The organism is Pseudomonas sp. JY-Q, from assembly GCF_001655295.1.
Classification (GTDB): Bacteria; Pseudomonadota; Gammaproteobacteria; order Pseudomonadales; family Pseudomonadaceae; genus Aquipseudomonas; species Aquipseudomonas alloputida.
The window spans coordinates 5,193,053-5,206,593 of the sequence record NZ_CP011525.1 but is presented as its reverse complement, the minus strand read 5'-3'; the positions used below and the strand labels follow the sequence as shown (position 1 = coordinate 5,206,593).

The following is a 13,541-nucleotide window of genomic DNA, read 5'->3' as shown; positions in this document are numbered from 1 at the left end:
CCACAACCGACGTAACAGAGCCCTTTCAGGGGTCTTACGCACAGCCTCGACCAGGCAGTCGACAAACGGGTGGTTAGGGAGATATAGCAGCCGGTGCGGAAGCAACCAGATGGCTTTCTGGGTTAATCCTTTGGTAGAAAAGCCTCAGCGAAGCCCTAGCCTGCGGGCCAAACGGCTCAGGTTTGCGCGGTCCAGACCGAGTTCGCGGGCCGCTGCTGCCCAGTTGTCCTGATGCCGCTGCAGGCAGGCTTCGATCACCTGTCGCTGGTAAATATCGACGGCTTCACGCAAGCCGCCTTCCGGCGGGGTGACCACTTGCAGCGGTGCAGCGGGGGAGGGCAGCGTGCCTGGCGTGGTTGCCGACACACGCAGGTCCAGGTCGATGGCTTCGAGGGTGAGGATACGTGGCCGATCAGGGTGCTGGCCCAGCGCCTTGAGTGCCGAGCGGCCGATCAGGTGTTCCAGTTCGCGCACGTTGCCTGGCCAGTCGTAGGCGATCAACGCGGCTTGGGCCTCATGGCTCAGGCGCAGGCTGTTCAGGCCCAGCCGTGAACGGTTCTGTTCGAGGAAGTAGCCCGCCAATAGCAGCACGTCTCGCCCACGTTCGCGCAAAGGTGGCACGTGCAGCGGGTAAACGCTGAGGCGGTGATAGAAGTCGGCGCGAAAGTTGCCCGTACGCACCTCGGCAGCGAGGTCGCGGTTGGTAGCGGCGATCAGGCGTACGTCCACCCGGTGCTCGCGGTCCGAACCCAGGCGCTGCAGCTGGCCGCTTTGCAGCACGCGTAGCAGTTTCGCCTGCACCGTCAGCGGCAGTTCGCCCACTTCGTCGAGGAACAGCGTGCCGCCGTTGGCCAGTTCGAACTTGCCGCGGCGCTCGCCATGCGCGCCGGTGAAGGCGCCGCGCACATGACCGAACAGTTCGCTTTCCACCAAGGTGTCGGGCAGGGCGGCGCAGTTGAGGCTGACCAGCGGCTTGTCGGCGCGGTTACTGGCCTGGTGCAGGGCCTGGGCCACCAGCTCCTTGCCAACCCCGGTTTCGCCGGTGATCAGCACGGTCAGGTCGCTGCTGCCGACCAGACGAATTTCCTCCACCAGGCGTTTGTGCGCGGGGCTCTGGCCAATCAGCTCTCTATCCTGGCCGCTGGCCTGACGGTAGAGCTCGGCGCGATGGTGTTCGTCTTCGGCGCGCAGGGCCAGGTGCTCGATACGCTCGGCCACGGTAACGGTGGCGGCAGCCAGGCTGGCAAAGGCCTGCAGGGCATCCAGCTCCAGGCTCTGGAACTGCCCGGGGGTGAGGGCGTCGAGGGTGACCAGGCCCCATGGGCGCTCATCGACCATCAACGGGCAGCCCATGCAGTCGTGCACTTCAAGGTCGGCATCGGGGGCATTGACCAAACCATCGTAGGGGTCGGGCAGTTCGGAATCGCTGGCGAATCGGGTGGGTTCCGGGCGGCTGAGCAGTATCTGGAAACGCGGGTGCTCGCTGACCCGAAAGCGCCGGCCGAGGGTGTCGGGGCTAAGGCCATCCACTGCCAGCGGCACCAGCCATTCACCATCCAGTCGCAGCAGTGCTGCAGCATCGCACGGCAGCAGGCCACGCATGGCTTGCAACAGGCGGCGGTAGCGTTCCTGGTCGGGCAAATCGCGGGACAGGTCGCTGACCAGGGGAAGGAGGGTGGTGAGCAGTGGCTGTGTAGTCATATGGACTCCTATGGGTCGATATGACTATACGCAGAGGTGGGTCGTTTTGACATGACCTGCATCAAACCCCTGATTTTACTGGCGATAAAAGTTGGCACGATTGCTGTAATGGCAGGGGCAGTCATTTGAAGCCACAGGCTCAGGAGTTGTTGCAATGCTCAATGCCGAACAACGTGCAATCATCAAGGCCACTGTACCTCTGCTGGAAAGCGGCGGCGAAGCGCTGACCACCCACTTCTACAAGATGATGCTCAGCGAATACCCCGAGGTACGGCCGCTGTTCAACCAGGCCCACCAGGCCAGTGGCGATCAGCCGCGTGCGCTGGCTAACGGCGTGTTGATGTATGCCCGCCATATCGACCAGCTGGAGCAACTGGGCGGCCTGGTCGGGCAGATCATCAACAAGCATGTTGCCCTGCAGATTCTGCCGGAGCACTACCCGATTGTCGGAAGCTGCCTGCTGCGCGCCATCGAGGAAGTGCTGGGCAAGGACATTGCCACCCCTGCGGTGATCGACGCGTGGGGCGCGGCCTATGGCCAGCTGGCCGACATTCTGATTGGCGCTGAAGAAAACCTCTATAAAGAGAAGGAAGAGGCCGAGGGTGGCTGGCGCGGTACCCGTGAATTCCGCCTGGTACGCCGCGAGCAGGAAAGCAGCGAGATCGTTTCGTTCTACTTCGCCCCGGTGGATGGCATGCCGGTGCTCAAGGCAGAACCTGGCCAGTACATCGGTCTGAAACTTGACATTGACGGTGCAGAGCAGCGCCGCAACTATTCCCTGTCGGCGCTGTGCGACGGCAAGGAATACCGCATTAGCGTCAAGCGCGAGGCGGGCGGCAAGGTCTCCAACTACCTGCACGATGAGCTGGTGGTGGGCGATACCCTGCAACTGTTCCCGCCTGCGGGTGACTTCACCCTGGCAGCCAGCGACAAGCCGCTGGTGCTGATCAGCGGAGGGGTGGGCATTACCCCGACCCTGGCGATGCTGCAGGCAGCGCTGCAAACCCGGCGCGAGGTGCATTTCATCCACTGTGCGCGTAATGGCGCGGTGCATGCCTTCCGGGACTGGATCGATGGCCTGGCGGCGCGCCATCCACAGCTCAAGCGCTTTTACTGCTATGCCGAGCCGGAAGGTGGCGCAGCGGCCGACGCCGTGGGTTTGCTCAGTGAAGACCTGCTTGCCGAGTGGCTGCCGCAGGAGCGTGACGTGGACGCCTACTTCCTCGGCCCCAAGGGCTTCATGGCGGCGGTCAAGCGCCAGCTGAAGGGCCTGGGTGTGCCGGAGCAGCAGAGCCGCTACGAGTTCTTCGGGCCGGCGGCAGCGCTGGAGTGATGTAGCACCTGCGCCGGCCTCTTCGCGGGCAAGCCCGCTCCCACAGGTATTGCACCGGTCTTGAATGTGGTGCAGTAGGAGCGGGTTTACCCGCGAAGGGGCCGGTACAGGCTTATAAAGTACTCGTCCCCCCGCTGCAGCACACCGTTCTGCCTATATATAAAGGAAAGATGAAACCGGGCGCTGCGCTTTCATCCTTAATCATCCTTTAATCACGGTATCCTTCACTCCCGGGTGTCGAGGGGCTTGCCCCTGCGCGGCACCTGGGCAGCCGTTTTTTTGCCGGCCGGCGTTGAACCGACGTCGTTGCGGCCGGTCTCAGCCACACTGGATAGCCTTGCGCAGTGCTTCCGCGACGCTCCCTCGGCATGCTCACAGGCCATGCCCAGCGTGTAGACTTGCGCCCAGGCAGGCGGACCACGCTGCCACTATCCATCGAAGGAACCGGCAATGAACGAACAAACATCGCGCCTAAATCGGGAACGGCGCTTTCTGGTGCTGTTGGGGCTGATCTGCCTTTCACTGATCGGCGGCGCCCTCTACATGCAGGTGGTGCTAGGCGAGGCACCTTGCCCGTTGTGCATCCTGCAGCGTTATGCGTTGCTGTTCATTGCCGTGTTTGCCTTCATCGCTGCGGCGATGCCTGGGCGCCGCAGCCTGACCTTCTTCGAGGCATTGGTGGTGCTCAGTGCAATTGGCGGAATCGTTGCGGCTGGCAACCATGTGTATATACTCGCCAACCCCATGGTCAGTTGCGGTATCGATACCCTGCAGCCGATCGTGGATGACCTGCCACTGGCAAAGCTGTGGCCACTGGCGTTTCAGGTCGACGGCTTCTGCAGCACGCCGTATCCGCCGATCCTCGGCCTGTCGCTGGCGCAATGGGCACTTGTGGCGTTCGTGCTGACCGCCGTCCTCGTCCCGCTCGGTATCTACCGCAATCGACGCCAGGCTTAGACAAAAGTCCCGAATTGCATGGGGTCTTTTGCACCGCATGAGAAGAGGGAAAAGTTGCGCACCGCTTGATCCAGATCAACCCGCAGGCCTTGCAGAATGCGGCTTTGAGGCCTAGCAAGCGGGGTGCGACAAACTGTCGCGAAGTTGAATTATTGAGCAGCATTGTTACGGATTCTGTAAAAGACTGTTGCTCAATAAGTCATAGTCAAGGGTTGGCGACCTATCTACAATCGCCCCCAATTTCCGTTCGGCACTGCTTGCGAGTCGCAGGATTGAAGGAAGCCCCAGCGCTCCTTTTTGCTGACTTCGTCAAGTTTCGCCCAACGGCGATACCGGGCGGACACCCCTCCGCGTTTTCCCGCACCAAATGGACTTGGTCTGAAGTACAGGCCTGTTGCCTACGAAACCATAAGCACCGCTAACCCGCTTGAAGCCAAGGTCCTGCAGTCGGACCCCAGGCAGGAGCGAGTACGGGCGCGAAATGCCTCACTTGGCAGGACGAAGTGTTGGCTACCAAAACACAAATTGCATTGAAGCAAGCTGATCTAGAGGTCGTGAGATGAGTAAAAAGCGTTACCCCAGACTGTTTGGCATATTGCCCTTTTTAGGCATGCTTTTACTCAGTGGGTGCAACTGGACCCTGCTCGACCCGAAGGGCCAGGTCGGCATTGAGCAAAAGAACCTGATCCTGATCGCTACCGGCCTGATGCTGCTGGTGGTAATCCCTGTGATCATCATGACCCTGGCGTTCGCCTGGAAGTACCGTGCTTCCAACAAGGCAGCCACCTACACCCCTGACTGGTCGCACTCGACCAAGATCGAGGCCGCGGTGTGGATCATCCCGATCCTGATCATCATCGCCCTGGGTTACGTCACCTACCACTCCACCCACAAGCTGGACCCTTATCGTCCGCTGGATTCGGACGTTAAGCCGATTCAGATCGACGTGGTCGCGCTGGACTGGAAGTGGCTGTTCATCTACCCGGAGCAGGGCATTGCCACGGTCAACAAGATCGTCTTCCCGGCTAACACTCCGGTCAACTTCCGCGTCACTTCCGACGCCGTGATGAACTCGTTCTTCATCCCGGGCCTGGGCGGCCAGATCTACGCCATGGCCGGCATGACCACCAAGCTGCACCTGATCGCCAACGAAAATGGCGAGTTCGACGGTATCAGCGCCAACTACAGCGGTGCTGGCTTCACCGGCATGAAATTCAAGGCTACTGCCACCTCTCAGGAAGACTTCGACAAGTGGGTCGCTGAGGTCAAGCAGTCGCCGAAGAAGCTGGACAAGGCCGAATACGACGCCTTGGCCAAACCAAGCGAAAACAACCCGGTCGCGCTGTATAGCGAGGCTTCGCCTGAGCAGTTCCAGCTGATCGTCGACAAGTACGAAGGCATGAACCGCGGTCGTAGCCACGAAGAAGCAGGCAGCAAAGATCTGGCCACAACCAAGGGTGTGGAATCGAGTATGCAACCAGCTGCCGGTGCAGAGGAGTAAGAGATGTTCGGTAAATTAAGCCTGGAGGCGATACCCTATCACGAGCCGATAGTCATGGTGACGCTTGCCATGATCGCGCTCGGCGGTATCGCTGTCGTCGGTCTTATCACCTATTTCCGCAAGTGGACCTACTTGTGGAGCGAGTGGCTGACTACTGTCGACCACAAAAAGATCGGCGTGATGTACATCATCGTCGCGATGGTCATGCTGCTGCGTGGCTTTGCCGACGCCATCATGATGCGTACCCAGCTGGCTGCCGCAACCGGCGGCTCCGAAGGCTATCTGCCGCCTGAACACTATGACCAGATCTTCACCGCTCACGGTGTGATCATGATCATCTTCATGGCGATGCCGTTCTTCACCGGCCTGATGAACCTGGCGGTTCCTCTGCAGATCGGTGCACGTGACGTTGCCTTCCCGTTCCTGAACTCCCTGAGCTTCTACCTGCTGCTGGCAGGCGTGCTGCTGGTCAACATCTCGCTGGGCGTTGGTGAATTCGCCAAGACCGGCTGGGTTGCCTATCCGCCGCTCGCGGGCATTCAGTACAGCCCTGGGGTGGGTGTCGACTACTACATCTGGGCGCTACAGCTATCCGGATTGGGTACGACGCTTACCGGCGTGAACTTCCTCGTCACCGTGATGAAGATGCGCGCACCTGGCATGAAACTGATGGACATGCCGATCTTCACCTGGACCTGCACCTGGGCCAACGTACTGATCGTCGCTTCGTTCCCGATCCTGACTGCTGCACTCGCTCTGCTGACTGTTGACCGTTATCTGGACTTCCACATCTTCACCAACGAGCTTGGTGGGAACCCGATGATGTACGTCAACCTGTTCTGGGCGTGGGGTCACCCTGAGGTTTACATCCTGATCCTGCCGGCCTTCGGCGTGTTCTCGGAAGTCACTTCGACGTTCTCTGGCAAACGCCTGTTCGGCCACCACTCGATGATTTACGCATCGGGCGCGATCGCCATCCTCGGCTTCGCTGTATGGCTGCACCACTTCTTCACCATGGGTGCCGGCGCCAGCGTCAACACCTTCTTCGGCCTGGCGACGATGCTGATCTCCATTCCGACCGGTGTGAAGCTGTTCAACTGGCTGTTCACCATGTACCAAGGCCGTGTGCGCTTCACCGCACCGATGCTCTGGACCCTGGGCTTCATGGTCACCTTCTCCATCGGTGGCATGACCGGCGTACTGCTGGCCGTTCCGGGTGCTGACTTCGTCCTGCACAACAGCCTGTTCGTAATTGCGCACTTCCACAACGTGATCATCGGTGGCGCGGTATTCGGCTACATCGCCGGTTTCGCCTTCTGGTTCCCGAAAGCCTTCGGCTTCACCCTGAACGAGAAGTGGGGCAAAGCTGCCTTCTGGTTCTGGCTGTCGGGCTTCTACGTTGCGTTCATGCCGCTGTACGCCCTGGGCTTCATGGGCATGACCCGTCGTCTGAACCACTCCGACAACCCACTGTGGGAACCCTACCTGTACGTAGCCGTTGTCGGCGCCGTGCTGATCCTGTTCGGTATCGCTTGCCAGCTGATCCAGATCTTCGTTTCGGTCCGCGACCGCAACCAGAACCTGGACGTGACCGGCGACCCATGGGGCGGCCGTACCCTGGAATGGTCGACTTCTTCGCCACCTCCGTTCTACAACTTCGCTCACATGCCTGAGAAAGTTGGCCTGGACTGCTGGCACGAAGCCAAGGAAGCGGGCGTTGCGTACAAGGCCCCGGCCAAGTACGAAGCCATCCACATGCCGAGCAACACTGCTACCGGTCTGTTCATGGGCCTGTTCCTGACCGTCTTCGGCTTCGCCTTCATCTGGCACATCTGGTGGCTGGTGGGCGCGAGCCTGGTTGCAACCATCGCTGTCTTCGTTCGCCACGCTGCACGTGACGACCAGGGCTACATGGTTCCGGCCGAAGAAGTGGCGCGCATCGAAGGCGAGCGTATGAAAGCGCTGGCCAAAGCAGGTGCTCTGCCTGCCGGCGCACGTGTCGAATCGTTTGAGCGGGTGTAATCAATGTCCAGTCAAGTAATGCACGGCGGCGCTGCTCATGGTCACGACCATGGGCATGACGACCACCACCACGACTCGGGCCAGATGACCGTACTGGGCTTCTGGCTGTACCTGATGACCGACTGCATCCTGTTTGCGTCGCTCTTCGCCACCTACGCGGTGCTGTCCGGCAGTTTTGCCGGCGGCCCGTCGGGTCATGACATCTTCCAGCTCGATTTCGTAGCTGTTGAAACGCTGTTCCTGCTGCTGTCCTCGATCACCTTCGGCTTCGCCATGCTGAAGATGTTCGATGGCAAGAAAGCGGGCGTACTGGGCTGGTTGGCTGTGACCTTCCTGTTCGGTGCAGGCTTCATCGCGATGGAAATCTATGAGTTCCATCACCTGATCAGCGAGGGCTTCGGCCCGCAGCGCAGTGGCTTCCTGTCGGGCTTCTTCGCCCTGGTAGGTACCCACGGTCTGCACGTGACTGCTGGTCTGATCTGGATGGCAATCATGATGTACCAGATCAACAAGCACGGCATCACGCCGACCGCCAAGACCCGCATGAGCTGCCTGAGCCTGTTCTGGCACTTCCTGGACGTGGTCTGGATCTGCGTATTCACCGTCGTTTACCTGCTGGGGGTTCTGTAATGGCTAACGCACACGACACTCATCACGAAGGTAATCACGGCAGCGTCAAGTCGTACATGATCGGTTTTGTACTGTCGATCATCCTGACTGCGATCCCGTTCGGCCTGGCCATGACCGCCAGCCTGCCGAAGAACCTGACCGTTCTGATCATTGTTGCCATGGCCGTGATCCAGGTAGTTGTTCACCTGGTTTACTTCCTGCACATGGACCGCTCGAAAGAGCAACGCAACAACGTTTCGACGTTCCTGTTCACCACCCTGGTGATCGCTCTGCTTGTCGGCCTGTCGCTGTGGATCATGTTCAGCATCCACTTCGAAATGTTGGCCAAGTGAGGTAAGACTGCATGTCCGTTAAGCACTTTATCCAAATCACCAAACCGGGGATCATTTTCGGTAACGTGCTTTCCGTGGCAGGCGGTTTCTTCCTTGCCTCGAAGGGCCATGTGGATTTCGCCCTGTTCCTGGCGGTGGTGATCGGTACTTCGCTGGTGGTTGCGTCCGGATGCGTGTTCAACAACTGCATCGACCGTGACATCGACCACAAGATGGAGCGCACCAAGAACCGCGTCATGGTCCAGGGCGGCATGTCGCTGCCCCTCGCGCTGATCTACGCCACCCTGCTCGGGGTGGCGGGTTTCAGCCTGCTGTATGTCCAGGCCAACCCGCTGTCTGCGTTCTGCGCACTGATTGGCTTTGTCGTCTATGTCGGTTTCTACAGCCTGTGGCTGAAGCGTAAATCGGTGCACGGCACCTTGGTCGGCAGCCTGTCCGGTGCCATGCCTCCGGTGATCGGCTACTGCGCCGTGAGCAACAGCTTCGACCTGGCTGCGGTAACCCTGCTGGTGATGTTCAGCCTTTGGCAAATGCCGCACAGCTTTGCCATCGCGATCTTCCGCTTCAAGGATTACAGCGCTGCCAACATTCCGGTCCTGCCGGTGGCACGTGGCATCCTCGCGGCGAAGAAGCAGATTGTGCTGTACGTGCTGGCCTTTGTGCTCGCCACCTTGATGCTCACCCTCGGCGGTTACGCCGGCCTCGGCTACCTGGCCGTGGCAGCTGCCATGGGCCTGTACTGGCTGTACATGGCCTGGGGTGGTTACAAGGCCGAGGACGACAGCAAGTGGGCCCGCAAGGTGTTCGGCTTCTCCATCCTTACCGTCACTGCCCTGAGCGTGATGATGGGTGTGGACAGCCAGACCGCTGCGGATGTGCTGATGACCTACGCACGCTGAAACTGCTGCCTGTTTCACGAAAACCCCGGCCACTGTGCCGGGGTTTTTTTTGGGTATTTTTCCTGTGCCGGCCTCTTCGCGGGTAAACCCGCTCCTACAAGGTTCCTGTAGGAGCGGGTTTACCCGCGAAGGGGCCAGCACAGGAAAATATAAATCTCTGATTTTCAAACAATAGATCTGAAAAGTTCTAACAAAACAGGAAATTATCCTTTACAAGGATCCTGTTTCGGCACTATCTTCTGATTCAGGCCGCCACATCGGCCAGCGTCGCTCGGACGGTTCCGGGCGCTTACGTCCTCAGAGGAAGCCATGGCCAACCCAGGTTCGCCGCGCCGCTTTGCGCGCATCGATCGTCTCCCCCCTTACGTCTTCAACATCACTGCCGAGCTCAAGATGGCCGCCCGCCGCCGTGGCGAGGACATCATCGACCTGAGCATGGGCAACCCCGATGGCGCCACCCCGCCGCACATCGTCGAGAAGCTGGTACAGGTCGCCCAACGTGAAGACACCCACGGCTACTCCACCTCGCGCGGCATCCCGCGCCTGCGCCGGGCCATCTCCAACTGGTACAAGGACCGCTACGAGGTCGACATCGACCCGGAAAGCGAAGCCATCGTCACCATCGGCTCGAAAGAGGGCCTGGCCCACCTGATGCTGGCCACCCTCGACCAGGGCGACACGGTGCTGGTGCCCAACCCCAGCTACCCGATCCACATCTACGGCGCAGTGATTGCCGGTGCCCAGGTGCGTTCGGTGCCGCTGGTGCCGGGTGTGGACTTCTTCAACGAGCTTGAGCGGGCCATTCGCGAGTCCATCCCCAAGCCGAAGATGATGATCCTGGGCTTCCCGTCCAACCCGACCGCCCAGTGCGTGGAGCTGGACTTCTTCGAGCGCGTGGTGGCCCTGGCCAAGCAGTACAACGTACTGGTGGTGCATGACCTGGCCTATGCCGATATCGTCTACGACGGCTGGAAAGCCCCGTCGATCATGCAAGTGCCGGGTGCCAAGGACATTGCGGTGGAGTTCTTCACCCTGTCCAAGAGCTACAACATGGCCGGCTGGCGCATCGGCTTCATGGTCGGCAACCCCGAACTGGTCAGCGCCCTTGCGCGGATCAAGAGCTACCACGACTATGGCACCTTCACCCCGCTACAGGTTGCAGCCATTGCCGCGCTGGAAGGCGACCAACAGTGCGTGCGCGACATTGCCGAGCAGTATCGCCAGCGTCGCAACCTGCTGGTCAAAGGGCTGCACGAACTGGGCTGGATGGTCGAGAACCCCAAGGCGTCGATGTACGTGTGGGCGAAGATCCCGCCGGAGTATGCACACCTGGGCTCGCTGGAGTTCTCCAAGAAGCTGCTGGCCGAGGCCAAGGTCTGCGTGTCGCCGGGGATCGGCTTTGGTGACTATGGGGACGACCATGTGCGCTTTGCGTTGATCGAGAACCAGGACCGTATTCGCCAGGCCATCCGCGGGATCCGGCAAATGTTCCGGGCTGATGGTTTGGCTCGCAAGTAAGCCCATTGGGGCTGCGAAGCAGCCCCAACTGCCTCTTGGGTGAGTTTTCCGCCTGCCTTCTGATTACCCGTACGCCTACCGTCAGCACTCATTTCTCACCAAAGAGATCCCCCCATGAGTGTCTTCACCGCCTACTTCTGCGGCACTGGCTCGCACCGTTTCGACGACGCCAATCCCAACTTCTGGAATGGCGAGCTGGTCTCGACCCTGGCCAGTAATGACCAGAGCCGGGAATTCGCCCACTGGATCGCCGTCGACGGCCCAGGCAGCGGCAACCTTCAGGATGACAACCTGTTCGTCGAACCCGGCGGCTATTTCAACTGGACCGGCCAGCTGTTTGGCCGCGGCTGGGAGGAGAACGTCAACCATGTGCTGCAGGTCATCAAAGGCGAAAGCAGCTGGCGGCGCACCAAACTCAGTGAGCAAGAATACGAGCGGCTGAAAGCTGCCGGCGTGCCCATTCCGGACGTGTCTTCCTCCGCCTCATGGTTCTGGCGAACCTACGACTATGGCGATCGCCACCCGACCCCGCAGGAACTGCAGGAGCGCATCATCAGCATGTTCCGCAAACCGCGCCTGCCAACCCAGGTCAACCTGGTGGGCTGGAGCAGGGGAGGGATCAGCTGCCACATGCTGGCCAATGCCATGGCGCAAGACCCTGTATTGCGGGGCATACCGGTGAACATATTTGCCATCGACCCGGTGCCTGGTGTTGGTAACGTGCAAGTCGAACGCGTAACGTTGGCGGATAACGTCAAAGAGTACGTAGGCTTCTACTCAAGGGATGAGCGCTCCAAAGGTTTTGCCTGCGTGATCCCTTCGGTCGCCAAAGGGACACGGATATGCGTTTATCCGATGCCGGGTCGCCATGCCACGCTGGTGGGCAACGCCTCGGCTGATGGCGCAGGCGATGGCAAGGTGCTGGCCGAACCTGGGCTGATCGTTCGCCACTTTGCCGAGGTTTGCCTGACCCGCTGGGGCGTGCACCTGGACAAACGTCTGGCCTTGAGCAGCAGCCAGTTGATGAAGTATCACCAGGTCATGGCGGCTGCCGACAGGCAGTATCAGGCCATGCGCAGTGAGTCCTACACGGTACTCACCGAGGGCGATAAAAATGATCGTCTGGTGCATTGTGGTGAGGTGCATACGCAGTTCAGCAAGGTACAGGGAGGCAGCTACAAGCCGAGCGCAGGCCTGGGTTTACAATGCTGGGACGCTGAAGCCTACCAGCCCATCTGCTAGCTGAAAGGGGGCGGCCGGTGAATGCACTGGTCGCCCTTGTTCAGTGGCCGGATCAGCGGCAACTTTTTTTGCATTCCCCCTCTATCCAGCGGCCCCTGGTTGGATTAAAAATGGCGCCGCGGGCCAGCCCCGATAACAACCACCTTCCCTCCGTGACATCATGTCTGAATATAACCCTTGCCTTGACTGCGGCGCCTGCTGCGGGTACTTCCGTGTGTCCTTCTTCTGGGGCGAATGCCAGTCTGCCGGGGGCGTAGTGCCGGACGACCTGGTGGTACAGATCAACCCCACGCGCGTTGCCATGATTGGCACCGATGCCAAGCCCTGCCGCTGTGTCAGCCTTCAGGGCGAGATCGGTAAAGAGGTGGCTTGTACGATTTACGCCAACCGTTCCAGCCCGTGCCGCGAGTTTGATGCGTCGTGGGAGGGTGGGGTGCATAACCCGAGCTGTGATGATGCGCGGGCAGCGTATGGCCTGCCACCCTTGACTCCGCCAGAGGCCAACGAGCCGCATTGGCCGGATGATGGGGCTGAGGTGGCCTGAAGTATCAATCAGCCTGACGCGGTCGATGTGGAGCCTTGCGTCGCGAAAGGGCCGCACAGCGGCCCCAGGCATCAGCGGCACCGCGAGAATTGCCAGGGCTGCTTTGCAGCCCCTTCGCGACGCAAGGCCGCTCCCACAGGTAGCGTGCAAGGCTCCTGGCCTGTGGTGAACCTGCCGGCGACGGGCTGCTAAGCTGCCCCGAGATGCCTGAACCCTGCACTTGACGTTAAACTGTCATCTCCCCAGCAATGGACAGGAGATCCGGCGTGACCCCTCCCCGCAGTTTCCCCAGTGACCTCTGCCTCGACAGCCCACGGCTGCAACTGCGCCCCATGCGCCATGCCGATGCCGCGCAGTGGCTGGCGATCATGGCCGACCCCGAGGTCATGCGCTATTGGCACCATGCACCCTGGCAAGACCTGGCCGAGGCCGAAAGCGCCCTGGCCGCCGACCGCGAAGCCTATGCCAATGGCGACCAACTCAAGCTCGGCATGTACCGCCGCGACAACGGCGAACTGATCGGCATGGTCCAGCTGTTCAACATCGACGACATTTCCCGCCGTGGCGAAATCGGCTACTGCCTGGCCAGCGCCGTGCAGGGCAGGGGCTACATGGACGAAGCGCTGACCTGCTTCATCGACTACCTCGCCCACACCCTGCACATGCGACGCCTGGAAGGTGAAATCGACCCGCGCAACCAGGGCTCGGCACGCACCCTGGAGCGGCAAGGTTTTGTGCTGGAAGGCACCTTGCGGGCGCGCTGGTGCGTGGCGGGTGAGCTGTCCGACTCGGGTATTTACGGCCTGCTGCTTGAGCCGCCAGTAGCCTGATCTCATAACACCCGAGCGTGAATTTGGAAGCG

Annotated in this window: 12 protein-coding genes; 11 read left to right on the top strand and 1 reads right to left on the bottom strand. The window is 60.5% G+C overall.

Annotated elements, in window-relative coordinates; genetic code table 11:
• Nucleotides 1-144: 144 nt before the first annotated feature.
• Nucleotides 145-1,701: a nitric oxide reductase transcriptional regulator NorR gene (gene norR / locus AA098_RS23415; protein WP_003248614.1), complete on the bottom strand. Its 1,557-nt coding sequence runs from the start codon at nucleotides 1,699-1,701 to the stop codon at nucleotides 145-147.
• Nucleotides 1,702-1,855: 154 nt separating this feature from the next.
• Here norR and hmpA point away from each other — a divergent pair, with 154 nt between their 5' ends.
• The 11 genes from hmpA to AA098_RS23360 all read left to right on the top strand — a co-directional run bounded on the left by hmpA (nucleotide 1,856) and on the right by AA098_RS23360 (nucleotide 13,509).
• A complete protein-coding gene (gene hmpA, locus AA098_RS23410; protein ID WP_019750481.1) occupies nucleotides 1,856-3,034 on the top strand; it encodes an NO-inducible flavohemoprotein in 1,179 nt (392 codons plus the stop codon).
• Between the two features lie 450 nt (nucleotides 3,035-3,484).
• Entirely contained in the window at nucleotides 3,485-3,991 is a 507-nt protein-coding gene (locus AA098_RS23405) for a disulfide bond formation protein B (protein WP_003248609.1), read from the top strand.
• Between the two features lie 559 nt (nucleotides 3,992-4,550).
• Complete coding sequence (cyoA, locus tag AA098_RS23400; protein WP_003248605.1) at nucleotides 4,551-5,492, top strand: ubiquinol oxidase subunit II; 942 nt, start codon at nucleotides 4,551-4,553, stop codon at nucleotides 5,490-5,492.
• 3 nt (nucleotides 5,493-5,495) lie between these two features.
• Nucleotides 5,496-7,514 carry a cytochrome o ubiquinol oxidase subunit I gene (cyoB, locus tag AA098_RS23395; RefSeq protein ID WP_003248603.1) on the top strand — a complete coding sequence of 673 codons (2,019 nt, stop codon included), beginning with the start codon at nucleotides 5,496-5,498 and terminating at the stop codon, nucleotides 7,512-7,514.
• A 3-nt stretch (nucleotides 7,515-7,517) separates the two neighbouring features.
• On the top strand, nucleotides 7,518-8,144 hold the full coding sequence (gene cyoC, locus AA098_RS23390) for a cytochrome o ubiquinol oxidase subunit III (protein ID WP_012051225.1): 627 nt from the start codon (nucleotides 7,518-7,520) through the stop codon (nucleotides 8,142-8,144).
• Nucleotides 8,144-8,476, top strand: a complete 333-nt coding sequence (gene cyoD, locus AA098_RS23385) for a cytochrome o ubiquinol oxidase subunit IV (protein WP_003248599.1) — start codon at nucleotides 8,144-8,146, stop codon at nucleotides 8,474-8,476. Before cyoC ends, cyoD begins: the two co-directional genes overlap by 1 nt.
• A gap of 11 nt (nucleotides 8,477-8,487) precedes the next feature.
• Nucleotides 8,488-9,375, top strand: a complete 888-nt coding sequence (gene cyoE / locus AA098_RS23380) for a heme o synthase (protein WP_003248596.1) — start codon at nucleotides 8,488-8,490, stop codon at nucleotides 9,373-9,375.
• A 309-nt stretch (nucleotides 9,376-9,684) separates the two neighbouring features.
• Entirely contained in the window at nucleotides 9,685-10,893 is a 1,209-nt protein-coding gene (gene alaC / locus AA098_RS23375; RefSeq protein WP_004576357.1) for an alanine transaminase, read from the top strand.
• A 114-nt stretch (nucleotides 10,894-11,007) separates the two neighbouring features.
• A complete protein-coding gene (locus AA098_RS23370) occupies nucleotides 11,008-12,135 on the top strand; it encodes a hypothetical protein (protein ID WP_004576356.1) in 1,128 nt (375 codons plus the stop codon).
• Nucleotides 12,136-12,295: 160 nt separating this feature from the next.
• A complete protein-coding gene (locus tag AA098_RS23365; RefSeq protein WP_003248590.1) occupies nucleotides 12,296-12,679 on the top strand; it encodes a YkgJ family cysteine cluster protein in 384 nt (127 codons plus the stop codon).
• Between the two features lie 266 nt (nucleotides 12,680-12,945).
• Nucleotides 12,946-13,509: a GNAT family N-acetyltransferase gene (locus AA098_RS23360; protein WP_003248588.1), complete on the top strand. Its 564-nt coding sequence runs from the start codon at nucleotides 12,946-12,948 to the stop codon at nucleotides 13,507-13,509.
• Nucleotides 13,510-13,541: the final 32 nt, after the last annotated feature.